The sequence below is a fragment of the Streptomyces sp. NPDC005955 genome, assembly GCF_042871255.1.
Taxonomy (GTDB): domain Bacteria; phylum Actinomycetota; class Actinomycetes; order Streptomycetales; family Streptomycetaceae; genus Streptomyces.
In genome coordinates this window covers 127,042-151,874 of record NZ_JBIAIF010000001.1, presented here as the reverse complement: position 1 = coordinate 151,874, position 24,833 = coordinate 127,042, and the positions used below count along the sequence as shown (strand labels likewise).

Here is a 24,833-nt window from a genome sequence, read left to right as displayed (position 1 = left end):
CCACTCCCGGGGGCGCGGCGCACACCGCGCGCCCCCGGGGCGGCCCGCACGCTCCGACGAGCACCCGAGCGTCACGGGGACGGGCGCTCCACCGGCGGGAAGATCACCCGCCCGCACCGTGCTAAGGTCTAAACAACACGACGCGGGGTGGAGCAGCTCGGTAGCTCGCTGGGCTCATAACCCAGAGGTCGCAGGTTCAAATCCTGTCCCCGCTACTGAAGGCGAAGGCCCGGAAGCCAAGCTAGCTTCCGGGCCTTCGTCATGTGTGTGTGGACGCGGGCGCGGGCGGTGTGCACGCCGCGCTCAAGGGCACGAGCGTCAGGGAGAGTTGCGGTCAACGTGTTTGACTTGTCTCCGTGTGGGCATGTCGACAAAACGCTGTAGTGACCTCGCTGACTGCGGTGTGTCAGAAATGCCCAGGTTGCGGGTGGTGCGACGATGGATGTTATGGGGGACAAGGCAACTCTGTGGGAGACAGGGCGATTTGCGCAGCCCGTCGACCGGGACGAGACCGGCGCGGCGGCCGAGGAGGAACGCCACCGCGCCGCCGCCGACGCCGGTGACACGGAAGCCCTGAGCGTCCTCGGGGCGCTCCTCCTGCGCCGTGGCGACCTCGACGGGGCCGAACCCCGGCTCCGGGCCGCCACCGCCGCCGGCGACCGGGCCGCCGCCAACAACCTGGGCGTCCTGCTCCACCAGCGCGGCTACTCCGACGAGGCCGCCGGCTGGTGGCGGATCGCCGCCGTCGCCGGTTCCGCCGCCGCCGCCCACGCCCTCGGACGCCACCAACGCGAACGCGGTGACGAACCCGCCGCCGAGTACTGGCTGCGCCAGTCCGCCGAGCAGGGCCACGCACTCGGCGCGTACGCGCTCGCCGACCTGTTGGAGCACCGCGCCGACGCCGGAGCCGAGGAGTGGATGCGGGCCGCCGCCGAACGCGGCCACCGGGAAGCCGCCTACCGGCTCGCCCGCCACCTCGACGAGCGCACCGACGCCCAGGCCCCCGCCCCGACCGACCGGCCGTCCCGACCGCGGGCGGCCGGCGAGGCCGAGCAGTGGTACCGCCAGGCCGCCGCACGCGGGCACCGGCAGGCCGCCCTGCATCTGGGCGCCATCCTGGAGGGCCGCGGCGACCTCAAGGAGGCCGGCCGCTGGTACCTCACCTCCGCCAAGGACGGCGAGGCCCGCGCCGCCTGCGCCCTCGGATACCTGCTGCGCGACGCCGGGGACGTGGAGAACGCCGCCGTGTGGTGGCTGCGGGCCGCCCAGGACGGCGACGGCAACGCCGCGAACGCCCTCGGCGCGCTGCACGCCCAGCGCGGCGAACCGCAGAGCGCCGAGCGCTGGTACCGCGCCGCGATGGACGCGGGCGACGTCAACGGCGCCTACAACCTCGCGTTGCTGTACGCCCAGCAGGACCGCACCGCGCAGGCCGAGCAGTGGTACCGCCAGGCCGCCTACGCCGGGCACCGCGAGGCGGCCAACGCGCTCGCCGTCCTGCTGCTCCAGGTCGGTGACGCGGCGGGCGCCGAACCCTGGTTCTCCAAGGCGGCCGAGGCGGGCAGCGTCGACGCCGCCTTCAACCTGGGCATCCTCTGCCAGGGGCGCGGCGACGAGGCCGGTGCGGTGCGCTGGTACGGGCGGGCCGCCGCCGCCGGACACACCGAGGCCGCCCTGCACGTGGGCATCGCCAGGCTCCGCGACGGCGAGGAGCAGGAGGCGGAACGGCACCTGCGACGGGCCGCGGGCGGCGGCAGCGCGGAGGCCGCGTACCGGCTCGCCGCGGTGCTGGACGCCCGCCGCCCGCCGGCCCCCGCACACGAGTTGGGGGAGCCGGTGCTGGAGCGCACCGAGTGCGAGGAGTGGTACGAGCGGGCCGCCGAACAGGGGCACCGACGGGCCCAGGTGCGGGTCGGGATGTTCGCCTCCGCACGCGGCGACGTCGTCGAGGCGGCCCGCTGGTACCGCCTCGCCGCGGAGGCCGGCAGCCGCAACGGCGCCTTCAACCTGGGGCTGCTGCTCGCCCGGGAGGGCAGCGAGCCCGAGGCCGCGCTGTGGTGGAAGCGCGCCGCCCGCGCCGGGCACGGACGGGCCGCCCTGCGGCTCGCCCTGCTGCACGCACGGCGCGGGGAGTTGGCCGAAGGCCAACGGTGGGCCGACCTCGCGGTGTCCCTCGGACCCGAGGAAGTCGCCGCGCGCGCTGCCCGGTTGAGGGACGCGCTGGGTGAGGAACTCTCCGCCTGACCCCGTGCGGTGCCGACCCGCGGACCGAGTCCGAGATTGACGATCCGTCATTCCTGAAAAAAGGGGTGCCCGCGATAACTGTGGCGCGCCTCACGGGGGTTAACCTGGCGGCTGGATATCGCCCGTACGGGTGGCACAGGGACGGAGAGTCGCGGTGGCGGAGGAAATCGACACGAGCAAGCCCAGTATCGCGCGGGTGTACGACGCGGTCCTCGGTGGCAAGGACAACTACGAGGTCGACCGCGTGGTTGCCGAAGGGGTCAAGCAGACGGTGCCGCACATCGGGGACGTGGGGTGGTTCAACCGGGCCGTGCTCGGCCGTGCGGTCAGCCACCTGGCGTCCGAGGTGGGGATCAAGCAGTTCATCGACCTCGGTGCCGGTCTGCCCACGTTGGAGAACACCCACCACGTGGCCCAGCGCGTCAACCCCGACGCCCGTGTCGTCTACGTCGACAACGACCCGATCGTCCTCGCCCACGGTCGCGCCCTGCTGGAGGAGAACGCGAACACCGGCGTCTCCAACGCGGACCTGCGCGACCCGCAGACCGTGCTCCAGGAACCCGCCGTCAAGCGGCTGATCAACTTCGACGAGCCGGTCGGCGTGCTGCTCGTCGGCATCCTCCACCACCTGCACGACGACGAGGACCCCAAGGGCATCGTCGACGAGTACATGTCCCACGTGCCCCCGGGCAGCCACCTGGTGATCACGGCGTTCTGCGACACCGGACCCGAGGCCCGGGCCGTCGAGCAGACGATGCTGCACCTCCTCGGTACGGGGCGCTTCCGCACCACCGAGGAGATCACCGCGTACTTCGACGGGTACGAGCTGTTGGAGCCCGGGGTGGTGTCCCTGCCGTTGTGGCGTCCGACCGAGCCGGTCGAGGAGCCGCTGAACGTCGCGCAGCGACTGATGGCCGGGGGGGTCGCCCGCAAGCGGTGAGCGGCGGTCCGCGATTTGCTCCCTACCCGTGCGTCACGTACAGTTCAGTTTACCGACGCGGGGTGGAGCAGCTCGGTAGCTCGCTGGGCTCATAACCCAGAGGTCGCAGGTTCAAATCCTGTCCCCGCTACTTGCAGACAAGGGCCCAGAGGCTTCGCCTCTGGGCCTTAGTCATGCTCCCGTGCAGGTACGTCGTAGCTACTCGCGCAGTTCCCCGCGCCCCTTGGGTGCGTCCTGGTCGGGCTGCGCTGTTCCGCTCGGGTGCGTCCCGCTGTTGCGCAGTTCCCCGCGCCCCTATCCGGGGCACAGGGCCCCCGGGAGCCCCTCAGACCCGCACGGAGCCCCCAGGGGGAGCCCTCTAGGGGCGCGAGGAACGGCGCGAGCAACCACGACGCACCCGCAGGAAACACTGCACCGCAGGTGGCAGCCCCCTGGGGGCGCGGGGAACTGCGCGAGTAACCGCGACGTACCCGCAGGGAACAGTGCAGCCCGACAGCAACGCACCCAGCGGAAAGTGCGCCGTCCGGCTAGTTACTCGTGCAACGGGGGCAGAGGCCCTTGAACGTCATCTCCACCGCGGACACGGTGAACCCGAACCGCTCCGAATCGGGGAGGTCACCCAGGGGATTGCCCAGCGGATGCACGTCGCGAATCGCACCGCAGCCCGAACACACCAGGTGGTGATGGGGCCGATGAGCGTTCGGGTCGTACCGCTTGGCCCGCTTGTCGGTGGCCACTTCGAGCACCTCGCCCAGCGAGACCAACTCGCCGAGCGTGTTGTACACGGTCGCCCGGGAGATCTCCGGAAGCCGGACCACAGCGCGCGCGTGCACCTCGTCGGCGGTCAGATGGACGTGCTCACCGTCGAGGACCTCGGCCACGACACGGCGCTGTGCGGTCATCCGCCAGCCACGTCCACGCAGCCGCTCCAACAGGTCACTCATGCGCATCAGCCTAACAGCAGGGGGACCTTGATCCCGAATGGGTGTGACTTTGGAGAGTTGCTTGACTTAGACATTGTCCATTGTAGGATCGGCTACGGCATTGGCCAAGAGGTCAAACTGGCTCAGGATGACGCAGGAGGCGCACGTGACGTCGCAGGGACCGCTCACCACGGAGGCCGGCGCTCCGGTCGCCGACAACCAGAACAGCGAGACGGCGGGCGTCGGTGGTCCCGTACTGGTCCAGGACCAGTCCTTGCTGGAGAAGCTGGCGCACTTCAACCGTGAGCGCATTCCGGAGCGGGTCGTCCACGCACGCGGCGCGGGTGCGTACGGCACCTTCACGCTGACCCGGGACGTCACCGAGTGGACCCGGGCGAAGTTCCTCTCCGAGGTGGGCAAACAGACCGAGACCTTCCTCCGGTTCTCGACCGTGGCCGGCAACCTGGGTGCGGCCGACGCGGTGCGCGACCCGCGCGGCTTCGCGCTGAAGTTCTACACCGAGGAGGGCAACTACGACCTCGTCGGCAACAACACCCCGGTGTTCTTCATCAAGGACGCCATCAAGTTCCCCGACTTCATCCACACCCAGAAGCGCGACCCGTACACGGGCTCGCAGGAGGCGGACAACGTCTGGGACTTCTGGGGGCTGAGCCCCGAGTCCACCCACCAGGTGACCTGGCTCTTCGGCGACCGGGGCATCCCCGCCTCGTACCGCCACGTGAACGGCTACGGCTCGCACACCTACCAGTGGACCAACGAGGCCGGCGAGGTCTTCTGGGTCAAGTACCACTTCAAGACCGACCAGGGCATCAAGAACCTCACCCAGGCGGAGGCCAACCGCCTCGCGGGCGAGGACCCGGACAGTCACCAGCGGGACCTGCGCGAGTCGATCGAGCGCGGGGACTTCCCGTCCTGGACGGTCCAGGTGCAGGTGATGCCCGCGGCCGAGGCGGCGAACTACCGCTTCAACCCGTTCGACCTCACCAAGGTGTGGCCGCACGAGGACTACCCGCCGATCGAGATCGGCAAGCTGGAGCTGAACCGTAACCCGGAGAACGTCTTCGCCGAGGTCGAGCAGTCGATCTTCAGCCCCGCGCACTTCGTGCCGGGCATCGGCCCGTCCCCGGACAAGATGCTCCAGGGCCGGCTGTTCGCGTACGGGGACGCCCACCGCTACCGGGTCGGCATCAACGCCGACCACCTCCCGGTGAACCGTCCGCACGCCACCGAGGCGCGCACCAACAGCCGGGACGGCTTCCTGTACGACGGGCGCCACAAGGGTGCGAAGAACTACGAGCCCAACAGCTTCGGCGGGCCGTTCCAGACCGACCGACCGCTGTGGGCGGCCACCACGGTCACCGGATCGACCGCCAACCACGTGGCCCCCGGCCACGCCGAGGACAACGACTTCGTCCAGGCCGGTGACCTGTACCGGCTGATGTCGGAGGACGAGAAGTCCCGTCTGATCGAGAACCTCTCGGGAGCCATCGCCCAGGTGTCGCGCGACGACATCGTCGAGCGTGCGGTGAACAACTTCCGACAGGCCGACGGGGACTTCGGGAAGCGTCTGGAAGCCGCGGTCCAGGCCCTGCGCGGCTGAGGGCGACGGGGGTGCGGTGCGGGGTCGACCCGCGCCACGCCCCCGGTGTGTGGGACGACGGCCGGGCGGAGGTCATCCGCCCGGCCGTCGCACGTCGTGCGCCCGGGGTCAGCCGATCGCGCTGGCCGCCCGGCGCCGCGCCGGCACCCAGCAGCGCAGGACGTCGCGGACCGAGACCACCCCGACCGGTTCGCTGTCGCCGAGCACGATCAGGTGGCGGAAGCCGCCGCGGGTCATCGCGTCCGCGGCGTCCTGGAGGGTCCACGCCTCGGCGGCGAAGACCACGTCGGTCGTGGTGTGGGCTGCGGCCGTCTCCCGGTCGGGGTCCTGCCCCAGGCCGATGGAGACGAGGATGTCGCGCTCGGTCAGGATGCCGAGCCCGCTGGTGTCGGGGTCGAGGACGACGGCCGCGCCGACGCGGCGGGCCGACATCAGGGAAGCGGCCCGGCGCAGGGTGTGTGCGGGGCCGATGGTGAGGACCACCGTGCTCATGGCGTCGCGGACGAGCATGGTCGAAAGCCACCTCCTGCTTCTTCGGAGCCCCCTTGCGAACGGATTCACAAGTTCACAAGTGGAGTGACCTTCAGAGTGGCAGCCGCCGTACCCGCCAACAAGGGGGTGGAGAGGGTGAAGAACGGCCGGAAATCCTCTACTCCGGGTGACGGTCCCGCGGGTGTGGTCACGTAGCGTGAAACCCTGCGGAAACCGGAGCGCTCGGTTCGGTGGCGTCGCCCCCCGGGGCGCCCACGGACCCGCCGCCGTCAGTACTTCTGGTTCAGATAGCCCAACAGCTCGTCGTGGAGGAGCCCGTTGGACGCCGCGCCGTTCCCGCTGTGCGGACCCGGACGGCCGTCCAGCCCCGTGAACGTCCCGCCCGCCTCGGTCACGATCACCGCGTTCGCGGCCATGTCCCACAGCGACAACTCGGGCTCCGCGCACAGGTCCACCGAACCCTCGGCGACCATCATGTACGGCCAGAAGTCCCCGTACGCCCGGGTGCGCCACACCGCTCGGCTGAGGTCGAGGAAGCCGTCGAGCCGCCCCTGCTCCTCCCAGCCGCTCAACGACGAGTAGGCGAACGAGGCGTCGGCGAGCCGGGAGACCTGGGAGACCCGCAGCCGGGACGCCGAGGTCAGACTGCGTCCGCTGAACGCCCCGTGCCCCTTCGCCGCCCACCAACGGCGGCCCAGCGCCGGGGCCGACACCAGGCCCACCACCGGCTGGTAGCCGCCCTCGGCCGCCTCCGTCAGCGCGATCAGCGTCGCCCACACCGGGACCCCGCGCACGTAGTTCTTGGTGCCGTCGATCGGGTCGATGACCCAGCGCCGCGGGCCCGTGCCCTCGATGCCGTACTCCTCGCCGATCACCGCGTCCCGCGGGCGGGCCCGCTGCAACTGACCGCGGATCAGCTCCTCGGCCGCCTTGTCCGCCTCGCTCACCGGGGTCATGTCCGGCTTCGTCTCGACCTTCAGGTCGAGGGCCTTGAACCGCTCCATGGTGGCGGCGTCGGCGGCGTCGGCGAGCACATGGGCCAACCGCAGGTCATCGTGGTAGTCGGGCATGGCCGAACAGTATCCAGCGGGCCGGTCCGGGGGCCACCACCCGTCCGGCGACCGGGACGGGAGCGGAGCGGGGAACGATCGGTCGCCGGCCTTGACAGTGTTCCGGGGGCCGTCAACGCTGACAGCGGGTCCGCGATCCCGGTGCGTCCCCGCACTCCGGGTGAGGACCGACCCCGACGTCGTCCGTGAGGAGCCGAGCATGACCGCGGCGCGCGCCCTCCTGCTGGACGCGGCCCGCGACGCCCTCGCCCGGGCCTCCTGGTCCGGCGTGCGCATGGCCGACGTGGCGGCCACCGCCCGGGTGTCGCGACAGACCCTCTACAACGAGTTCGGCAGCAAGGACGGGCTGGCCCGTGCCCTCGTCCACCGGGAGGTCGACGGCTACCTCGCGGGCGTCGACCGGGTGCTCGCCGGCCCCGGCGACCCGCTCGCCCGCCTCCCGGACCTGGCCGAGTGGCTGGTCACCACCGCCCGCGGCAACCCGCTGGTGCGCTCGGCGCTGACCGGACAGTGGGGCCCGCGACTCCCCGCCCGGGCACTCGCCGCCGCACCCGCCGACCCGGCAGCCCCGCCCGCACCGCGCCCGGGCAACGGGCCGGTGCCGTCCCCCGACGCCCTGCTCGCCCTCGTCCGCGACCGTGCCGTCACCGCACTGGCGCCGCCCGCGGCGGGCACCGTCCAACGGGCCCGACTGGCCCGGGCGACCGAGGTCGCCCTGCGCCTCGCCCTGTCCTGCGTGTACGCGCCGCCCACCGCACGGACGGCCGCGGAACTGGTGCGCGAGGCGCTCGGCGACCGGGCTCAGTGCGCGGAGCCCGACATCTGAAGCCCGATCACCCCGGCGACCACCAGGGAGATCGACACGATCTTCAGGGTGGAGACCACGTCCCCGAGGAAGACCATCCCGTAGATCGCCGTCCCCGCCGCCCCGATCCCCGTCCACACCGCGTAGGCCGGGCCCACGTCCAACCGCTTCAGGGCCAGCGTCAGCAGCCCGAAGCTGCCGAGGGCGAAGGCGGCGAACGCGATCGTGGGCCACAGCCGGGTGAACCCGTGGGACAACTTCAGACAGACCGCGAAGCCGGTTTCGAGCAGTCCGGCGACGATGACCAGCAGCCACGCCATGTGATGCCTCCCGGGGTCCCCACGTTCCGTGGCCGCTTCGTCCGGCTTGGGTCAGGCTCGGTGCGATTATGCCTTCACCTGCCCGGGGGTCCCGCAAACACGCGACGCCCCCACCGGGACGGACGCCACACGGCCGCGCCGCACGCCCGAACGTGTCGGTCAGTCGCCGTCGTGCCGCTCCCGGACCTCCAACAGCCGCCGCAGGGAGTACAGCCGCGCCGGGTCCGCGTGCCCCTCGGCGACCCAGGCGTCCAGGGCGCAGTCCGGCTCGTCGTGGCTGCACGCGCGCGGACAGTTGACCGTGCCCGGCTCCAGATCGGGGAACGCGAGGATCACCCGGGACGGGTCCACGTGGTTCAGCCCGAACGAGCGCACGCCCGGGGTGTCGATCACCCAGCCCGCGGCCCCGGACAGCGGCAGCGCCAGGGCGGAGGTGGTGGTGTGGCGACCGCGGCCGGTGACCGCGTTGACGTGTCCCGTCACGCGTCGCCGCTCCTCGGGCACCAGGGCGTTGACGAGGGTGGTCTTGCCGACCCCCGAGTGGCCCACGAACGCGGTGACCTTGTCGTCCAGCAGCCCCCGCACCAACTCCGCGGCGCCGCCGTCCGCCAACTCGTCCCGCGAGGTCACCACGTACGGGACCCCGAGGGTTTCGTAGGTCTCCAACAGCTTGTCCGGCGGGGCGAGGTCGGACTTGGTGAGGATCAGCAGCGGGTCGAGCCCGCCGTCGTACGCGGCCACCAGACAGCGGTCGATCAGCCGGGGCCGGGGCTCCGGGTCGGCGAGGGCGGTGACGATCGCGAGTTGGTCGGCGTTGGCGACGACGACCCGCTCGTACGGGTCGTCGTCGTCCGCCGTGCGCCGCAGCACCGAGGTGCGTTCCGCGATCCGCACGATCCGCGCGAGGGTGTCCTTCTGGCCGGACAGGTCACCGACCAGGGACACCCGGTCGCCGACCACCGCCGCCTTGCGGCCCAGTTCGCGGGCCTTCATCGCCACCACGACCCGGCCGTCGACCAGGCAGGTCAGCCGTCCCCGGTCGACGGTGAGGACCATGCCGTCCGCAGCGTCCTCGTGCTTGGGCCGGATGGTGCTGCGGGGACGGTTGCCCTTGCGGTTCGGGCGGAACCGGATGTCGTCCTCGTCGGTGTGCTTGCCGTAGCGGCGCATGATCGAACCGTCCGTCAGTTCCCGAGCATCCCGGTCCACAGATCGGGGAAGTCGGGCAGGGTCTTGGCTGTCGTGGCGACGTTCTCGATCAGCACCTCGGGCACCGCCAGACCGATGATCGCCCCGGCCGTGGCCATCCGGTGGTCGTCGTACGTGTGGAAGGTGCCGCCGCGCAGCGGCCGGGGGCGGATCACCAGACCGTCGGCGGTCTCCGTCACGTCGCCGCCCAGCCCGTTGATCTCCTCGGTGAGCGCGGCCAGCCGGTCCGTCTCGTGCAGCCGCAGGTGCGCCACTCCGCGCAGCGTCGACGGGGAGTCCGCCAGCGCCGCGACCGCCGCGACGCCCGGGGTCAGCTCGCCGACCTCGCTGAGGTCCACGTCGATGCCGTGGATCTTCCCGGAACCGGTGAACACCAGGCCCTCGGGCGTCAGCTCGCAGGAACCACCCATCTCGGTGAAGATCTCCCGCAGTCGGTCACCGGGCTGCGTGGTGTGCTCCGGCCAGTCGGGGACGACGACCCGGCCGCCCGTGACCAGCGCGGCGGCGAGGAACGGCTGCGCGTTCGACAGGTCCGGCTCCACGGTCAGGTCCACCCCGCGCAGCGCGCCCGGGGTGACCCGCCAGACGTTGGGCTCGCCGCCCGACTCGGGGGCGTCGACCTGGGCCCCCGCCCGGCGCAGCATGTCCACCGTCATGCGGATGTGCGGCATCGACGGCAGCGGCCCGCCCACGTGCCGGACCTCGACGCCCTGGTTGAACCGCGGTCCCGACAGCAGCAGCGCGCTCACGAACTGCGAGGACGAGGACGCGTCGATCTCGACCCGGCCGCCCTCCAGGGCGCCGCTGCCGTGGACGGTGAGCGGCAGCGCCCCGCGTCCCTCGTCGTCGATCCGGGCCCCCAGCGCGCGCAGCCCGTTGATCACGCCGTGCAGCGGGCGCTCGTAGCAGCGGGGGTCCCCGTCGAAGCGGATCGGACCGTCCGCGAGGGTCGCGACCGGCGGGACGAAGCGCATCACGGTGCCCGCGTTGCCGACGTCCACGGTGGCCGGGCCGTGCAGGCCCGCCGGGATGACCCGCCACGCCTCGCCCCCGCCACCCGCGACGGAACCGGAGGCCGCGGGCTGCGACGAACCGGACGAGACCGTCTCCTCGATGCCGACGCCCATCGAACGCAGTGCCGACGCCATCAACAGGGTGTCCCGGGAGCGCAGCGGCCGGCGCAGCCAGCCCGGCTCGGACGCGATGGCGGAGAGCACCAGGGCACGGTTGGTGACGGATTTCGAACCGGGCACCTGGACCGTCGCGGTGACGGCTCCGCTCGCGTGCGGGGCGGGCCAGAGGGCGGGATGCGCGGCAGTCTCGGTCATGCTCTTTACCTTAGTGGCTGGACGTCAGCACGATTCTCGGGCAAATGAGCTGAAACGTCCTGGTAACAGAGGTGGGGTACGGGCACCTGGCGCACCCGGCCCGCCAGCCCGCCCGCAAGAGCGGGGCCGCCCCCTAGAAGAGGGTCGCTTCCTCGGGTCCGTCGAGTTCCGTCAGCAGCTCGGGACCGTTGTTGCGCACGTTGCTGACCGCCGTGGCCACCGGGTACGCGCGCACCAGGCCGCCGGGCGGCGGGGCGAGCAGGGCGCCCAGCTCCGCCGGGTCGGTGCGGGACGGGTCCAGCCAGGCGTCCCAGCGGTCCGGGGTGAGCATCAGCGGCATCCGGGGATGGATCTGGGCGAGGGTGGTCGGCCCCTCGGTCGGCGCCCCGGCGAGCGGTGTCGTCTCCGCCTCCGTGGTGAGCACCGTGCACGTCGCCCACCAGGCGCGCGGATGGTCGTCGGGCAGGGTGCGGTCCCGCCAGAACTCGTACAGTCCGGCCATCGCGAAGACCGATCCGTCGGCCGGGGTCACGAAGTACGGCTGCTTGCGGGGCCGCTTCTTGCGTCCCTCGACCTCCAGGTCCCGCTCACCGGCGCCCGTCACCCACTCGTAGTACCCGTCCGCGGGCAGGATGCAGCGGCGCGTCGTGAACGCCCGCCGGAACGACGGCTTCTCGTGCACCGTCTCGGAACGTGCGTTGATCATGCGGGCGGCGCCCTCGGGCGTCTTCGCCCAGGACGGGACGAGTCCCCACTTCAGCTTGCGCAACTGGCGAACCGGACGCGGGTCCGCGGCGTCCTTCAAGGGACGGTCCAACACGGCGTGGACCTCCTTGGTGGGCGCCACGTTCCAGTCCGGCTCCAAGGTCTCCTCGGGTTCCCACTTCTCGATCGCGAAGATCCCCGCGAGGTCCTCGGGCCTACGACTCGACGCATACCGTCCGCACATACGTGCCACACTGCCAGACCCCCGCCCGGTTGAGGGAGCCGCCCGGAAAATGAACACTCTCGCCATCGCCAGCGCCACGGACCTGTGGGACCGCGTCACCGGCACCCAACCGGACCCGGACACCTGGGTCGTCGTCGCCACGGCGCTCGCCGCGCTGCTGGCGGTCGTCCCGGCCCCGGCGTGGCGGCTCTCCCGCAACGCCGTCACCATCGCGCACGAGGGCGGCCACGGGCTGGTGGCCCTGCTCGCCGGCCGCCGGCTCGACGGCATCCGACTGCACTCGGACACCTCCGGGCTGACCGTCAGCCGCGGCAAACCCACCGGCATCGGCATGATCCTCACCGCCGCCGCCGGGTACACCGCGCCCCCGCTGCTCGGCCTCGGCGGCGCCGCACTGCTGGGCGCCGGACACATCACCCTGCTGCTGTGGCTGGCCACCGCCCTCCTGCTGGCGCTGCTCGTCATGATCCGCAACGCGTACGGGGCGCTCACCGTCGTCCTGTCGGGCGGTGCGTTCCTGCTGGTCTCCTGGTTGGCCGGCCCCCAGGTGCAGGCCGCCTTCGCCTACACGGTCGTCTGGTTCCTGCTGCTGGGCGGCGTCCGCCCCGCCTTCGAACTCCAGGCCAAGCGCCGCCGGGGCGGGGCCGGCGACTCGGACGCCGACCAGCTGTCCCGGCTCACCAACGTGCCCGCCGCCCTGTGGTTGTTCTTCTTCCACGCGGTCTCCCTCTGCTCCCTGATAGGGGGCACCCGCTGGCTGCTCCCGCGGTGACGGCACCGCCACCGCGGCCTGCCTCCCCGCCCCGCGCCGCCCCAGCCGCCAGGATGTCCCCGTGAGCACCGACCACCCTCCCGCCCCGACCGGCGAGACCGTCCCCACCAGCCAGGGGGAGGCCCGCATCGGCTGGCACCCCGCCGAGCGCCCGGTGCGGGTGCTGGCCCTGGGGCACGGCGCCGGCGCGGGCACCGGCACCCGTGACCTGCTGGCCCTGGCCCGGGAGCTGCCCCGGCACGGCACGACCGTCGCCCTGGTGGAGCAGCCCTGGCGGGTCGCCGGGAAGAAGGTGGCCCCCGCCCCGAAGACCCTGGACACCGCCTGGCGCGACCTGTGGCCCGCGCTCACCGCCCCCGGGCTGCCGGTCGTCGCGGGCGGGCGCAGCGCCGGGGCGCGGGTGGCCTGCCGCACGGCGCGCGAACTGGCGGCGAGCGCGGTGCTGGCGCTGAGCTTCCCCCTGCACCCGCCGGGCCGACCGGAGCGGTCCCGGGCCGACGAACTGCTCGGCACCGGGGTCCCGACCCTGGTCGTCCAGGGCGGCAACGACCCCTTCGGCCAGCCGGACGAGTTCCCCGACGGCCCGTACGAACTGGTCGAGGTGGACCACGGCGACCACTCCTTCCACGTGGCCAAACGGGCCCCGGTGACCGAGGACGAGGCGCTGCGCGTCCTGACCGACGCGGTCGTCGAGTGGATCACCCGACAGCGCTGAGGCCGTCGCGTCCGGCGGGGAATGCCGGGCGCCCGGGTGCTGTTGACGCGAACAGTGGGAACCCGAGCGCCCGTGGACGTGCACGGGACCGGGCCGCCGGACGGCCACGGTCGGAGCAGTCGGGAAGTCAGGGAAGAGGGAGAGCGTCGCATGGGGTCGATCACGCACCCGAGCCGCAGCGGTACCGCCGGACTCCAGTGGTCGGTGTTGCCGTCGCCGAAGGCGGCGCCCGCCCGGGTACCGGCGACCTCCGAGCTGCCCCTGACCCCGCAGGTGCCCCTGGCTCCGTACGGCCGGACCGCCCCCGAGGGCCCCGGTCGACTATTCTCCGAAGCGAACGGAGCCGGCCTCGGCTCCGGCACGGCGCTTGAGGAGGTGGGTCCGGTCACTGGGACCGACGCGGGGACCGAAAACGGCCAGGCGGAACGGCCCGAGCAGCCCGGGGAGAGCACGGCCGAGCGCAACGCCCGCTTCGAGCGGGACGCGCTGGGGTTCCTCGACCAGATGTACTCGGCCGCCCTGCGCATGACGCGCAACCCGGCCGACGCCGAGGACCTGGTGCAGGAGACCTACGCCAAGGCGTACGCGTCGTTCCACCAGTTCCGCGAGGGCACGAACCTCAAGGCGTGGCTGTACCGGATCCTCACCAACACCTTCATCAACTCGTACCGCAAGAAGCAGCGGGAGCCCCAGCGCAGTGCCGCCGAGGAGATCGAGGACTGGCAGCTAGCGCGGGCCGAGTCCCACATGTCCACCGGGCTGCGCTCCGCCGAGTCGCAGGCGCTCGACCACCTGCCGGACTCGGACGTGAAGCAGGCGCTCCAGGCGATCCCCGAGGAGTTCCGCATCGCGGTCTACCTGGCCGATGTCGAGGGCTTTGCGTACAAGGAGATCGCGGACATCATGGGTACCCCCATCGGGACGGTCATGTCCCGGTTGCACCGGGGCCGTCGCCAGCTGCGCGGCATGCTGGAGGACTACGCGCGTGACCGCGGTCTCGTCCCGGCCGGTGCCGGAGAGTCGAACGAAGCGAAAGGCTCGGGCTCATGAGCTGCGGAGAGCCGCACGAGACGGACTGCACCGAGGTGCTCGACCACTTGTACGAGTACCTGGACCGGGAGATGCCCGAGGGCGACTGCACCAAGTTCGAGACGCACTTCGAGGAGTGCTCGCCGTGCCTGGAGAAGTACGGGCTCGAACAGGCCGTGAAGAAGCTGGTCAAGCGGTGCTGCGGGCATGACGACGTCCCCACGGACCTGCGGGCCAAGGTCATGGGGCGGATCGAGCTGATCCGTTCCGGCGAGACCGTCACGGAGCCGTTGGGCGGGCCGTTGCCCGAGCGGTCCGGCACGGACGTCCCCGCTTCCGCCGAAGGCGCCTGAGCGCTGACGTCCCCTGCGGGTGCGCTGTGGTCACCCGCGCCGTTCCCCGCGCCCCTGATCGGGGCACTCCCACCACCGACACCTTCCGGGGGAGCCCCAAAGGGGCGCGAGGAACGGCGCGAGCAACCCCAGCGAACCCGCAGAAGACAGCGCACCCTGGCAGACGCGCCCGATAGGGGCGCGGGGAACTGCGCGAACAACCACGACGCACCCGCACGGGACAGCGCACCGCAGGGCCGACCCCAACGCACCCGCACCGGCGGAACGCGCGCCACGAACGGGGCCATACGTCGCCCACCACGGGGTAACCCATGGGTAATGAGCGGCGCTCCGACCGGTCGTGGTTGGATGCGAAGGAAGACGCTGTGGGGGCGGGGCGGTAATCCGCGCCCCCCGTGAGGACGGCAGGCGGGAATGAGGATCTTCGGCAAGGGACGGCACCGGCCCTCCGCGTCCTGGCGGCAGGCCACCGACCGGGCGTTCACGCTCATCGGCGACGGCCGGTACGACGACGCGGGAGCCCTGCTGACCCGGGCCGCGGACCTCGAACCCTGGCTCTCGGAGTCCTGGTTCAACCTCGCCCTGCTGCACAAGTTCCGGCACGACTGGGAGCAGGCGCGGGCCGCCGGACTGCGGGCCGTCGCCCTGCTGGACCGGGAGACCGGGGCCCCCGACTGGTGGAACGTCGGCATCGCCGCGACCGCGCTCCAGGACTGGCCGCTCGCCCGCCGCGCCTGGCAGGCGTACGGACTGAAGGTGCCCGGCGGCCGGCCCGGTACGGGCGGCTACGCCGGCGAACCGGTCGGGATGGAGCTCGGCAGCGCCGCCGTGCGGCTCTCCCCGGAGGGCGAGGCCGAGGTGGTGTGGGGGCGGCGACTGGACCCGGCGCGGATGGAGGTGCTGTCCATTCCGTTGCCCTCCTCGGGGCGCCGCTGGGGCGAGGTCGTCCTGCACGACGGGGTGCCGCACGGGGAGCGGACCACCGCCGCCGGACACGCGTACCCCGTCTTCGACGAGATCGAACTGTGGGCGCCCTCGCCCGTGCCCACCTGGGTGGTCCTGCTGGAGGCGGACGGCGAGGAGGACCGGGACGCCCTGGAGCGGCTCGCGGCCGACGCCGGGTACGCCGCCGAGGACTGGTCCTCGTCGGTGCGGCTGCTGTGCCGGATGTGTTCCGAGAGCCGGATGCCCAGCGACGAGGGCGACGGCGAGCACCTCGACCCGCACGACCACAGCGAGCCCGGCCAGCCCGGACCGCTCGGTCACCGCACCGACGGACACCAGTGGGTGCCCGAGCGGGAGTGCGGGATCGCCGCTCCCGCCTCGCTGGTGCGGGGCCTGCTCGACGGCTGGGTCGCGGACAGCCCGGGCACCCGGGACTGGCGGGACCTCGAAGAGGTGTGCTGACCCGCTGACCCGATGGGTCACCCGCTCGCCGGGGGGACGACGATCGTCCATATCCCGTCCGGGCGCGGTGCCGGGCGCCGTAGGCTGTGTGGCGGCAGTCGCCCGGAGTCCGTGCGTCCCCGCCGGGGCTCCCGGAGGGACCGGTTCCGGGCGGGACACAGTGTAGGAAGGCGTACGTCGGACATGGCCCAGCAGGACACCGATCAGCAGCACGGCGGGGTGCTCCCCGTGGACGACGAGGGATTCGTCATCGACACGGAGGACTGCGAGGCCCGGGAGGCGGCGTACCGCGAGCGCGGTACCTCCCGTCCGATCACCGTGGTGGGCAATCCGGTGTTGCACACGGAGTGCAAGGACGTCACCGCCTTCGACGAGGAACTGGCGCAGCTGGTGGACGACATGTTCGCCAGCCAGCGCACCGCCGAGGGCGTGGGGCTCGCCGCCAACCAGATCGGTGTGGACCTCAAGGTCTTCGTCTACGACTGCATGGACGACTCGGGCACGCGGCACGTCGGTGTGGTGTGCAACCCGGTGCTGCGGGAACTGCCTGCGGACCAGCGGGTGCTCGACGCCTCCAACGAGGGCTGCCTGTCGGTGCCGACGGCCTATGCGGAACTGGCCCGCCCGGACTATGCCGTCGTCACGGGGCAGGACGAGAAGGGCCACCCCGTAGTAGTGCGCGGTAGTGGGTACTTCGCACGGTGCCTACAGCACGAGACGGACCACCTCTACGGTCAGCTCTATATCGACCGTCTGTCCAAGCGGGATCGCAAGGACGCTCTGCGCCAGATGGAAGAGGGCACTCCGCGGTATCCCGTGGTGGCCAACGGCTGACCCCCGTGCGGTGCCTCTCCGAGCGGGGGAGACGAGTCCCGGCACGCCGGGGCGCACCGCACCCTGTTGCGGGGCCCCTCGGGGCCGCCCGCGGACCCCTCGCGCAGACGGTTCGGCGGTACGACTGTGACCGCTGCGGCCAGTGGGGTCCCACTGGCCGCGCACCGACAGCGCACGAAACGGCGCCCGGCTGAGACACGCTCTCACCGGGCGCCGTTTCGTGCGCCGGCGTGCGCCCGTTGCGTTGCGCGGCGCATGCGATCCACATCCGGTCACGGATGGGGATGTTCTCGGCAGCTTGGGTGAGTATGCGGAGTAAATCTGTTCCCTACTCGGTCAGATGTAGTGCTGAATGGAAAGTGCGCGGGGATGCGCGACGGCGCGGTACGGGACGGGTAAGTGCGCCCTACCGTGTGGGTAAGGCCGACTGAGAGGGGACGCTCGTGCCTGCTTTCTCCCACAGCACCACAACGACGCAGATCGCAGTTCCACCGGCACTCGCGCTTCCGGTGATCGAGGAGCAGTTTCCACGGCAGGTGCACCCGTATTGGCCAGAACTCCAGGAGGTCACGCGCGCCTGGCTTCTGGAAAAGCGACTCATGCCGGCCGACAAGGTCGCCAGGTATGCGGACGGGCTGCGCTACACGGATCTGATGGCCGGCTACTACATCGGCGCGCCCACGGATGTGCTCCAGGCAATTGCCGATTACAGCGCGTGGTTCTTCGTCTGGGACGATCGTCACGACCGCGACGTCGTGCACGGCCGGGGCGCGGCCTGGGGCCGGCTCCGTCAGCGACTCCACGAAGCGCTCGATGCGCCGTGGCACCACCTGCACCACGAGGACGCACTGGTCGCTGCGTTCGCGGACAGCATGGTCCGGTTGTACTCGTTCCTCGGCGAGAGTTGGAACGCCCGGTTCTCCGGGCACTTCCACGAGGTGATCGAGGCGTATGACACCGAATTCCAGAACCGGACGACCGGTCAGGTTCCGACCGTCGACGAGTATCTGGAACTCCGCCGCCTCACCTTTGCCCACTGGATCTGGCTCGATCTTCTGGAGCCCGCTGCGCGGTACGAAATTCCGCAGCACGTCCGAGAACATTCCGCGTATCGGCGGGCAGGGCTCGCCTGCCAGAATTTCGCCGCCTGGTACAACGACCTCTGCTCCTTGCCCAAGGAAATAGCGGGTGATGAGTACCACAATCTCGGCATCAGTCTCATCCGACATGAAGGAATGACTTTGGAGGACGCTGTGGCAGAGGTGCGCCGCAGGGTGGGTGACTGCATTACGGAATTCCTGGACGCGGAACGGGAGGTGGGCGATCTCGTCCGGGGATTGAGAGACGGAACCTGGCGCGGAGAACCCTTGGCCGCCGCGGTCGAGCTGAATGTGTCGAACATGCGGAACTGGATCAGTTCCGTGTACTGGTTCCACCACGAGTCGGGGCGTTACCAGGTCGACAGCTGGGCCGACCGCTCCACACCGCCGTACGTCAGCGACCAGGGCGAGCCGCCCGCGCCGGGAGGAGAGCAATGACCGAGGGCCCCAGCACCGCAACGGCGGACCGGGGTGCGCCGGGCGCACCCCCGCCGCCCTGGGCGGGGGGCGGTGCGCCCCTCCTCGGGCACGCGTGGAACCTCGTGCGCGACCCGCTCGGCTTCCTCGCCGGACTGCGCGGCAGCGGCGAACTGGTGCGGATCAGACTGGGCCCCCGGGCGGCGTACGCGGTGTGCGATCCGGCGCTCGTGGCCACACTGCTCAAGAGCCCCGACTTCGTGGTCGGCGGTCCGCTGTGGGACACCATGGAACTGCTCATCGGCAAGGGCGTCGCCACCAGCAACGGTCAGGTCCACCGGCGCCAACGGCGGATGATCCAGCCCGCGTTCCGGGCGGACCGGATCGCGGAGCACGCGGCCGTGATGGAGCAGGAGGCCCGCGCCATGGCCGGGCGGTGGCGGCCCGGCGCCGCCGTCGACCTCGGCGACGAGGTGTTCCGCACCGCGGTGCGGATCGTGGCCCGTTCGCTGTTGCACGTCGAGTCGATCGACGAGCGCGCGGAACGGCTCAGCAGTTCGCTGCACACCGTCTTCGGCGGGCTGTACCGGCGCATGGTGCTGTCGGCGGGGCCGTTCTACAAACTCCCGCTACCGGCGCACCGCCGATTCGAAGACGCACTGGCCGATCTGCACTGCCTTGTCGACGAGATCGTGGCGGAGCGCCGCAACTCGGCCACGGACCGTGAAGATCTCCTCTCCGCATTGCTCGCGGCAAAGGACGAAAACGGTGAAGCCCTGGGCGAGCAGGAGGTCCACGATCAGACGGTTTCCCTCCTTGTGGCGGGCGCGGAAAACGTTGCCTCGACACTGACGTGGACGTTCCAGTTGCTGGCCGAGCACCCCGCGGAGGAAAACCGCCTGCGGGCCGAGGTCCGGAACGTCACCGGTGGACGTCAGGTTGTTTTCGGTGACCTGCCCCGGCTGACGCACACCCGGAATGTCATCACCGAGGCGATGCGCGTACGGCCCGCCGTATGGATATTGACCCGGCGGGCGGTGGCCGATTCCGTACTCGGTGGGTACCGCATTCCGGCCGGGGCGGACATCGTGTACAGCCCCTATGCGATGCAGCGGGACCCCCGGGCTTTCGTGCGGCACCTGGAGTTCGACCCGGACCGGTGGCTTCCCGAGCGGGTCGCCGACGCGGGACGGCAGGCGATGATGCCGTTCGGCACCGGCAACCGCAAGTGCCCCGGGGACCACTTCAGCATGGCCGAGATGGCGATCATCCTGGCGACGGTCGCCCCGCGGTGGAGTTTCGCCCCGCTGCCCGAGACCGATACGGCGCCCCGCATCGGAATCACGCTCCAGCCGCGGCGGCTGAGACTGCGGGCGGTCGCCCTGCGGGACGTCTGAGCCGGTGGCCCGGGTGTGAGTGGCCGGTGGCCGGCCCCGGCGGGGCCGGCCACCGGGGCCGGGGATCAGCTCGTGGTCTCCAGGGTGACGGGGCCGCGGAAGGTGCGGCGGTAGGCGTGAGGGGTGGTGCCCAGCACCCGGAGGAAGTGGTGACGCAGCGTGGCCGCGTTCCCGAAGCCGGCGCGGCCGGCGACCGAGTCGACCGTCTCATCGGTCTCCTCCAGCAACTCCTGTGCCAGCAGGACCCGTTGTTGCAGCAGCCAGCGGTACGGGGTGGTGCCGGTCTCCTGGCGGAACCGTCGGGCGAACGTCCGCGCGGACAGGTGGGCCCGGTCCGCCAACTCTTCGACGGTCACCGTCCGGTCGAGGTTGCGGCCCATCCACACCAGCACCTCGCCCACCGTGTCGCACCGGGCGGTGGGCATCGGCCGCTTGATGTACTGGGCCTGCCCGCCGTCGCGGTGCGGCGGCACCACCATCCGACGGGCGATGGCGTTGGCGACCTCGGAGCCGTGCTCCTGCCGGACGATGTGCAGACAGGAGTCGATCCCGGCGGCCGAACCCGCCGAGGTGATCACCGGGTTCTCGTCCACGTACAGCACGTCCCGTTCCACCCGGGCGCGGGGGAAGCGGACGGCGAGTTCGTCGGCGTGCCGCCAGTGCGCCGCGCAGCGCCGGTCGTCGAGGAGCCCGGCCGCACCGAGCACGAAGACCCCCGAACACACCGACAGCACCCGGGTGCCGCGCTCGGTGGCCTGCCGCAGCGCGTCGAGCAGCGGTTCGGGGAACTCCCGACTGCCGTACTGTTCGCCGGCCGGGATCGTGATGAGGTCGGCCTCCTCCAGCCGTTCGAGGCCGTGCTCCACCCGGACCGAGAAGCCCGCGTGGGTGGTCAGTACCGGACCCTCGCCGGAGACCACCGCGAAGTCGTAGACGGGCAGCCCCTGATCGCTGCGGTCGAGGCCGAAGACCTCGCAGACGACGCCCAGTTCGAAGGGGTGCACCCCGTCGAGGAGCACCACGGCCACGTTGTTCAGCATGCGGTCAGTGTGCGCGCGGGGTGGCAGGAAGTCGAGGGTGCATGGCACTTCTGCCACTGACGCGGAGGCGGCCCGGGCGGGACAGTGAAGGCATGGACACCTTGCTGAACTACCTCACCGTCACGTTCGTCCTCGCCCTCCTCCTGGCCCCCTCCCTCCCCGGCTACCTGCACGAACGCCGTATCGACCGGGAGCTGCGGGCCGCCGAGAGAGGGTCGGGGGACGAGGAACGGCCCGGTCACCCCGAAGGGGCGCCGGGCCGTTCCCTGGACCTCGCGGCCTAGGGCCGCCGGACGACTAGAAGTCGTCGTCGAAGCCGACCGAGCCCTCCACCGCCACCTGGTAGGCGGAGGGACGGCGCTCGAAGAAGTTGGTCAGCTCCTGGACGCCCTGGAGCTCCATGAACGCGAACGGGTTCTCGGAGCCGTACACCGGCGCGAAGCCGAGGCGCTGCAGGCGCTGGTCGGCCACGCACTCCAGGTACTGCCGCATCGACTCGGTGTTCATCCCGGGCAGGCCCTCGCCGCACAGGTCGCGGGCGAACTGGAGCTCGGCCTCCACGGCCTCCCGCAGCATGTCGGTGACCTGCTGCTGGAGCGCGTCGTCGAACAGCTCCGGCTCCTCCTTGCGCACCGTGTCGACCACCTCGAAGGCGAAGCTCATGTGCATCGTCTCGTCGCGGAACACCCAGTTGGTGCCGGTCGCGAGCCCGTGCAGCAGACCGCGCGAGCGGAGCCAGTAGACGTAGGCGAACGCCCCGTAGAAGAACAGGCCCTCGATGCAGGCGGCGAAGCAGATCAGGTTGAGCAGGAACCGCCGGCGGTCCGACTGGCTCTCCAACTGGTCGAGCTTCTCCACCGAGTCCATCCACTTGAAGCAGAACTCTGCCTTCTCGCGGATGGAGGGGATGTTCTCGACGGCGGCGAACGCGGCGGCCCGGTCGTCCGGGTCGGGCAGGTACGTGTCGAGCAGCGTCAGGTAGAACTGGACGTGCACGGCCTCCTCGAAGAGCTGGCGCGACAGGTACAGCCGCGCCTCCGGGGAGTTGATGTGCTTGTAGAGCGTGAGGACGAGGTTGTTGGCGACGATCGAGTCGCCGGTGGCGAAGAAGGCCACCAGCCGCCCGATCATGTGCTGCTCGCCCGGCGACAGCTTCGCGAGGTCGGCGACGTCCGAGTGGAGGTCCACCTCCTCGACGGTCCAGGTGTTCTTGATGGCGTCGCGGTAGCGCTCGTAGAAGTCCGGGTAGCGCATCGGCCGCAGCGTCAGCTCGAAGCCCGGGTCCAGCAGGTTCTGGGCACGGCCGCCGCGGGTGGCCTGGGTGGGGACGGTCATTACTGGCATGCCTCGCAGGACTCGGGGTTCTCCAGGGAGCAGGCGACGGCGTCCGCGTCGGGCGCGGCCTGCTGCACGGGGATCGGGGTGGGGGCGGGGCGCTCGGCGGTGGACGAACCGGCCGCGCGGGCGATCCGGGTCGCCGGACGCGACCGCAGGTAGTACGTGGTCTTCAGACCCGACTTCCACGCGTACGCGTACATCGAGCTGAGCTTGCCGATGGTCGGCGTCTCCAGGAACAGGTTCAGCGACTGCGACTGGTCCAGGAACGGGGTGCGGTCGGCGGCCATGTCGATCAGACCGCGCTGCGGGATCTCCCACGCGGTGCGGTACAGCGCCCGCACCTCCTCGGGGATCCACGGGAAGTCCTGCACCGATCCGCTGGACTCGCGCAGCGCCTCGCGGGTCCGCGCGTCCCACACGCCCAGCTCCTTGAGGTCCCGCACCAGGTAGGAGTTGACCTGGAGGAACTCACCGCTGAGCGTTTCGCGCTTGAACAGGTTGGACACCTGGGGCTCGATGCACTCGTAGACCCCGGCGATGGACGCGATGGTCGCGGTCGGCGCGATGGCCAGCAGCAGCGAGTTGCGCATCCCGGTGACGGCGATCCGCGCGCGCAGCGCCGCCCACCGCTCGGCCCAGTGCAGTTCCACCCCGTAGTGGTCGGGGTGGAGCACGCCCCGGGCGGTGCGGGTCTTGTCCCAGGCGGGGAACGGGCCGGACCGCTCGGCGAGGTCGGCGGACGCCTCGTACGCGATCAGCATGATGCGCTCGGCGATCCGGGTGGACAGCGCGCGGGCCTCGGCGGAGTCGAAGGGCAGCCGCAGCTGGAAGAACACGTCCTGGAGGCCCATGGCGCCCAGACCCACCGGCCGCCAGCGGGAGTTGGAGCGGCCGGCCTGCTCGGTCGGGTAGAAGTTGATGTCCACCACGCGGTCGAGGAAGGTGACCGCGGTGCGGACGGCGGCGTCCAACCGGTCCCAGTCGATGGCGTCGGCGGGGTCCGCGCCGGGCGTGCGCACCCCGGTGACGAACGCGCCGAGGTTCACCGAACCCAGGTTGCACACGGCCGTCTCGCCGTCGTCCGTGACCTCCAGGATCTCCGTGCAGAGGTTGGAGGAGTGGACGGTGTGGCCGGGCTCGGCGGTCTGGTTGGCGGTGCGGTTGGCGGCGTCCTTGAACGTCATCCAGCCGTTGCCGGTCTGCGCCAGCGTCCGCATCATGCGCCCGTACAGGTCGCGCGCCGGGATGGTCTTGCGGGCGAGCCCGGCGGCCTCCGCGGCACGGTACGCGGTGTCGAACGCGTCGCCCCACAGGTCGACCAGTTCGGGCACGTCCGAGGGGGAGAACAGCGACCAGACGCCGTCCTCGGCGACCCGGCGCATGAACTCGTCGGGCACCCAGTGCGCGAGGTTCAGGTTGTGGGTGCGCCGGGCGTCCTCACCGGTGTTGTCCCGCAGCTCCAGGAACTCCTCGATGTCGGAGTGCCAGGTCTCCAGGTAGACGGCCGCCGCACCCTTGCGGCGCCCGCCCTGGTTGACGGCGGCCACGGAGGCGTCGAGCGTTTTGAGGAAGGGGACGATGCCGTTGGAGTGGCCGTTGGTGCCGCGGATCAGGGAGCCGCGGGAACGGATGCGGGAGTACGACAGACCGATGCCGCCCGCGTGCTTCGACAGCCGCGCGACCTGGTGGTACCGGTCGTAGATGGAGTCCAGCTCGTCGTTGGGGGAGTCCAGCAGGTAGCAGGACGACATCTGCGGGTGCCGGGTGCCGGAGTTGAACAGGGTCGGCGAGGAGGGCAGGTAGTCGAGGCGGCTCATCAGGCCGTACAGCGAGGCGACCTCGTCCACCGCACGGTCGCCGTCGTCCTCGGCGAGACCGGAGGCCACGCGCAGCAGGAAGTGCTGCGGGGTCTCCACGACCTTGCGGGTGAGCGGGTGGCGCAGCAGGTAGCGGCTGTGCAGGGTGCGCAGGCCGAAGTACCCGAACCGGTCGTCGGCGGTGCGGTCGATCAGCGCGTCCAGGCGCTCGGTGTGCCGGACGACGAAGGCGGCGGTGCGGTCGGCGATCAGCCCTTCGCGGTGCCCGGTGGCGACCGACTCGGAGAAGGTGCGCACCCCCTGCGAGGCGGCTTCGGCGGTGATCGTGATCGTGAGGAGACGGGCGGCGAGGCGGGAGTACGCCGGGTCCTCGGAGATGAGGCCGGCCGCGGCCTCGGTGGCGAGTTCGCGCAGCTCGGCCTCGTCGGCGTGGGCGGACCGGCCGCGCAGCGCCGCCGCGGCGACCCGGCCGGGGTCGGCGTCGGGGAGGTCGGCGGTGAGGTCGGTCAGGGTCCGCAGCAACGCGGCCCCGGGGCCGTCGGTCCGCTCGGGTCCCGGGCCCCCGGCCGGTCCGGCCGGCTCGGTCGCAGGAGCCTGATCGACGACTGACGCCGGATCGGCTGGCGCGATGGTCACGTGTAGCTCTCCCTCGCTGGGCACGGGCCTGGCGGGGAGGTGGGCAGCGGGCACGCGGGCGTGCCGCCCGAAGGCGG

The 24,833-nt window shown here is 71.5% G+C and carries 23 protein-coding genes and 2 tRNA genes; 15 read left to right on the top strand and 10 right to left on the bottom strand.

Annotated elements, in window-relative coordinates:
* Positions 1 to 141 precede the first annotated feature (141 nt).
* The 4 genes from ACFYOU_RS00620 to ACFYOU_RS00605 all read left to right on the top strand — a co-directional run bounded on the left by ACFYOU_RS00620 (position 142) and on the right by ACFYOU_RS00605 (position 3,314).
* Positions 142 to 215: transfer RNA gene (locus tag ACFYOU_RS00620), tRNA-Met, on the top strand.
* Positions 216 to 438: 223 nt separating this feature from the next.
* A complete protein-coding gene (locus ACFYOU_RS00615) occupies positions 439 to 2,244 on the top strand; it encodes a sel1 repeat family protein (protein ID WP_391302384.1) in 1,806 nt (601 codons plus the stop codon).
* Positions 2,245 to 2,398: 154 nt separating this feature from the next.
* Entirely contained in the window at positions 2,399 to 3,184 is a 786-nt protein-coding gene (locus tag ACFYOU_RS00610) for an SAM-dependent methyltransferase (protein ID WP_385755555.1), read from the top strand.
* A 56-nt stretch (positions 3,185 to 3,240) separates the two neighbouring features.
* Positions 3,241 to 3,314: transfer RNA gene (locus tag ACFYOU_RS00605), tRNA-Met, on the top strand.
* Between the two features lie 397 nt (positions 3,315 to 3,711).
* Here ACFYOU_RS00605 and ACFYOU_RS00600 read toward each other — a convergent pair.
* Entirely contained in the window at positions 3,712 to 4,128 is a 417-nt protein-coding gene (locus tag ACFYOU_RS00600; RefSeq protein WP_385494541.1) for a Fur family transcriptional regulator, read from the bottom strand.
* Between the two features lie 127 nt (positions 4,129 to 4,255).
* Here ACFYOU_RS00600 and ACFYOU_RS00595 point away from each other — a divergent pair, with 127 nt between their 5' ends.
* The gene (locus ACFYOU_RS00595; RefSeq protein ID WP_389765243.1) at positions 4,256 to 5,728 is read left to right on the top strand and encodes a catalase; all 1,473 of its coding nucleotides are present in this window, start codon (positions 4,256 to 4,258) and stop codon (positions 5,726 to 5,728) included.
* A gap of 108 nt (positions 5,729 to 5,836) precedes the next feature.
* On the opposite strand, the gene ACFYOU_RS00590 is transcribed toward ACFYOU_RS00595, so the two are convergent.
* A complete protein-coding gene (locus ACFYOU_RS00590; RefSeq protein ID WP_387010660.1) occupies positions 5,837 to 6,238 on the bottom strand; it encodes a cyclic nucleotide-binding/CBS domain-containing protein in 402 nt (133 codons plus the stop codon).
* A gap of 251 nt (positions 6,239 to 6,489) precedes the next feature.
* Complete coding sequence (hisN, locus tag ACFYOU_RS00585) at positions 6,490 to 7,290, bottom strand: histidinol-phosphatase (RefSeq protein WP_389765246.1); 801 nt, start codon at positions 7,288 to 7,290, stop codon at positions 6,490 to 6,492.
* 199 nt (positions 7,291 to 7,489) lie between these two features.
* Here hisN and ACFYOU_RS00580 point away from each other — a divergent pair, with 199 nt between their 5' ends.
* Positions 7,490 to 8,116, top strand: a complete 627-nt coding sequence (locus ACFYOU_RS00580; RefSeq protein ID WP_391302380.1) for a TetR family transcriptional regulator — start codon at positions 7,490 to 7,492, stop codon at positions 8,114 to 8,116.
* On the opposite strand, the gene ACFYOU_RS00575 is transcribed toward ACFYOU_RS00580, so the two are convergent.
* The 4 genes from ACFYOU_RS00575 to ACFYOU_RS00560 form a co-directional block, all read right to left on the bottom strand.
* The gene (locus tag ACFYOU_RS00575) at positions 8,092 to 8,415 is read right to left on the bottom strand and encodes a DMT family transporter (protein WP_385494536.1); all 324 of its coding nucleotides are present in this window, start codon (positions 8,413 to 8,415) and stop codon (positions 8,092 to 8,094) included. The two genes, ACFYOU_RS00580 and ACFYOU_RS00575, sit on opposite strands and share 25 nt — an antisense overlap.
* 159 nt (positions 8,416 to 8,574) lie before the next feature.
* Positions 8,575 to 9,585 (bottom strand): ribosome small subunit-dependent GTPase A, encoded by a 1,011-nt coding sequence (gene rsgA, locus ACFYOU_RS00570; protein ID WP_389765252.1) that lies wholly within the window; start codon positions 9,583 to 9,585, stop codon positions 8,575 to 8,577.
* Between the two features lie 14 nt (positions 9,586 to 9,599).
* Positions 9,600 to 10,952, bottom strand: a complete 1,353-nt coding sequence (gene aroA, locus ACFYOU_RS00565) for a 3-phosphoshikimate 1-carboxyvinyltransferase (RefSeq protein WP_389765254.1) — start codon at positions 10,950 to 10,952, stop codon at positions 9,600 to 9,602.
* Positions 10,953 to 11,085: 133 nt separating this feature from the next.
* Positions 11,086 to 11,901, bottom strand: coding sequence for an SOS response-associated peptidase family protein (locus ACFYOU_RS00560; protein ID WP_391302376.1), 816 nt, complete (start codon positions 11,899 to 11,901; stop codon positions 11,086 to 11,088).
* Positions 11,902 to 11,950: 49 nt separating this feature from the next.
* On the opposite strand from ACFYOU_RS00560, the gene ACFYOU_RS00555 reads away from it, so the two are divergent.
* The 8 genes from ACFYOU_RS00555 (at position 11,951) to ACFYOU_RS00520 (ending at position 19,925) form a co-directional block, all read left to right on the top strand.
* On the top strand, positions 11,951 to 12,673 hold the full coding sequence (locus ACFYOU_RS00555; RefSeq protein WP_389765258.1) for a M50 family metallopeptidase: 723 nt from the start codon (positions 11,951 to 11,953) through the stop codon (positions 12,671 to 12,673).
* Between the two features lie 61 nt (positions 12,674 to 12,734).
* Positions 12,735 to 13,388: an alpha/beta family hydrolase gene (locus ACFYOU_RS00550; protein ID WP_391302374.1), complete on the top strand. Its 654-nt coding sequence runs from the start codon at positions 12,735 to 12,737 to the stop codon at positions 13,386 to 13,388.
* A gap of 375 nt (positions 13,389 to 13,763) precedes the next feature.
* Positions 13,764 to 14,438 carry an RNA polymerase sigma factor SigR gene (gene sigR, locus ACFYOU_RS00545; protein WP_385494638.1) on the top strand — a complete coding sequence of 225 codons (675 nt, stop codon included), beginning with the start codon at positions 13,764 to 13,766 and terminating at the stop codon, positions 14,436 to 14,438.
* Complete coding sequence (gene rsrA / locus ACFYOU_RS00540; RefSeq protein WP_385494531.1) at positions 14,435 to 14,770, top strand: mycothiol system anti-sigma-R factor; 336 nt, start codon at positions 14,435 to 14,437, stop codon at positions 14,768 to 14,770. Before sigR ends, rsrA begins: the two co-directional genes overlap by 4 nt.
* 414 nt (positions 14,771 to 15,184) lie before the next feature.
* On the top strand, positions 15,185 to 16,177 hold the full coding sequence (locus ACFYOU_RS00535; RefSeq protein ID WP_385494530.1) for a tetratricopeptide repeat protein: 993 nt from the start codon (positions 15,185 to 15,187) through the stop codon (positions 16,175 to 16,177).
* A gap of 183 nt (positions 16,178 to 16,360) precedes the next feature.
* Positions 16,361 to 17,011, top strand: coding sequence for a peptide deformylase (gene def, locus ACFYOU_RS00530; protein ID WP_389765265.1), 651 nt, complete (start codon positions 16,361 to 16,363; stop codon positions 17,009 to 17,011).
* Positions 17,012 to 17,454: 443 nt separating this feature from the next.
* Complete coding sequence (cyc1, locus tag ACFYOU_RS00525; protein WP_391302370.1) at positions 17,455 to 18,549, top strand: epi-isozizaene synthase; 1,095 nt, start codon at positions 17,455 to 17,457, stop codon at positions 18,547 to 18,549.
* Positions 18,546 to 19,925, top strand: coding sequence for a cytochrome P450 (locus ACFYOU_RS00520; protein ID WP_391302368.1), 1,380 nt, complete (start codon positions 18,546 to 18,548; stop codon positions 19,923 to 19,925). The genes cyc1 and ACFYOU_RS00520 overlap by 4 nt, the downstream gene beginning before the upstream one ends.
* Before the next feature lie 65 nt (positions 19,926 to 19,990).
* On the opposite strand, the gene ACFYOU_RS00515 is transcribed toward ACFYOU_RS00520, so the two are convergent.
* A complete protein-coding gene (locus tag ACFYOU_RS00515) occupies positions 19,991 to 20,965 on the bottom strand; it encodes a helix-turn-helix domain-containing protein (RefSeq protein WP_391302366.1) in 975 nt (324 codons plus the stop codon).
* 92 nt (positions 20,966 to 21,057) lie between these two features.
* Between ACFYOU_RS00515 and ACFYOU_RS00510 the strand changes: the two genes are divergently transcribed.
* Positions 21,058 to 21,249: a hypothetical protein gene (locus ACFYOU_RS00510; RefSeq protein ID WP_391302364.1), complete on the top strand. Its 192-nt coding sequence runs from the start codon at positions 21,058 to 21,060 to the stop codon at positions 21,247 to 21,249.
* 13 nt (positions 21,250 to 21,262) lie between these two features.
* On the opposite strand, the gene ACFYOU_RS00505 is transcribed toward ACFYOU_RS00510, so the two are convergent.
* Together ACFYOU_RS00505 and ACFYOU_RS00500 are read right to left on the bottom strand one after the other, a co-directional pair.
* Entirely contained in the window at positions 21,263 to 22,300 is a 1,038-nt protein-coding gene (locus ACFYOU_RS00505) for a ribonucleotide-diphosphate reductase subunit beta (protein ID WP_387010680.1), read from the bottom strand.
* On the bottom strand, positions 22,300 to 24,756 hold the full coding sequence (locus ACFYOU_RS00500; RefSeq protein WP_391302362.1) for a ribonucleoside-diphosphate reductase subunit alpha: 2,457 nt from the start codon (positions 24,754 to 24,756) through the stop codon (positions 22,300 to 22,302). Before ACFYOU_RS00500 ends, ACFYOU_RS00505 begins: the two co-directional genes overlap by 1 nt.
* Between the last annotated feature and the right edge of the window lie 77 nt (positions 24,757 to 24,833).

Coding starts and splice junctions, on each gene's coding strand:
- ACFYOU_RS00515 (WP_391302366.1), bottom strand. CDS start 20,965: ATGCTGAACAACGTGGCCGTGGTGCTCCTCGACGGGGTGCACCCCTTC.
- ACFYOU_RS00555 (WP_389765258.1), top strand. CDS start 11,951: ATGAACACTCTCGCCATCGCCAGCGCCACGGACCTGTGGGACCGCGTC.
- ACFYOU_RS00505 (WP_387010680.1), bottom strand. CDS start 22,300: ATGACCGTCCCCACCCAGGCCACCCGCGGCGGCCGTGCCCAGAACCTG.
- ACFYOU_RS00535 (WP_385494530.1), top strand. CDS start 15,185: ATGAGGATCTTCGGCAAGGGACGGCACCGGCCCTCCGCGTCCTGGCGG.
- aroA (WP_389765254.1), bottom strand. CDS start 10,952: ATGACCGAGACTGCCGCGCATCCCGCCCTCTGGCCCGCCCCGCACGCG.
- ACFYOU_RS00510 (WP_391302364.1), top strand. CDS start 21,058: ATGGACACCTTGCTGAACTACCTCACCGTCACGTTCGTCCTCGCCCTC.
- ACFYOU_RS00580 (WP_391302380.1), top strand. CDS start 7,490: ATGACCGCGGCGCGCGCCCTCCTGCTGGACGCGGCCCGCGACGCCCTC.
- ACFYOU_RS00615 (WP_391302384.1), top strand. CDS start 439: ATGGATGTTATGGGGGACAAGGCAACTCTGTGGGAGACAGGGCGATTT.
- hisN (WP_389765246.1), bottom strand. CDS start 7,290: ATGCCCGACTACCACGATGACCTGCGGTTGGCCCATGTGCTCGCCGAC.
- rsrA (WP_385494531.1), top strand. CDS start 14,435: ATGAGCTGCGGAGAGCCGCACGAGACGGACTGCACCGAGGTGCTCGAC.
- ACFYOU_RS00595 (WP_389765243.1), top strand. CDS start 4,256: ATGACGCAGGAGGCGCACGTGACGTCGCAGGGACCGCTCACCACGGAG.
- rsgA (WP_389765252.1), bottom strand. CDS start 9,585: ATGCGCCGCTACGGCAAGCACACCGACGAGGACGACATCCGGTTCCGC.
- ACFYOU_RS00590 (WP_387010660.1), bottom strand. CDS start 6,238: ATGCTCGTCCGCGACGCCATGAGCACGGTGGTCCTCACCATCGGCCCC.
- ACFYOU_RS00520 (WP_391302368.1), top strand. CDS start 18,546: ATGACCGAGGGCCCCAGCACCGCAACGGCGGACCGGGGTGCGCCGGGC.
- ACFYOU_RS00575 (WP_385494536.1), bottom strand. CDS start 8,415: ATGGCGTGGCTGCTGGTCATCGTCGCCGGACTGCTCGAAACCGGCTTC.
- ACFYOU_RS00600 (WP_385494541.1), bottom strand. CDS start 4,128: ATGAGTGACCTGTTGGAGCGGCTGCGTGGACGTGGCTGGCGGATGACC.
- ACFYOU_RS00560 (WP_391302376.1), bottom strand. CDS start 11,901: ATGTGCGGACGGTATGCGTCGAGTCGTAGGCCCGAGGACCTCGCGGGG.
- def (WP_389765265.1), top strand. CDS start 16,361: ATGGCCCAGCAGGACACCGATCAGCAGCACGGCGGGGTGCTCCCCGTG.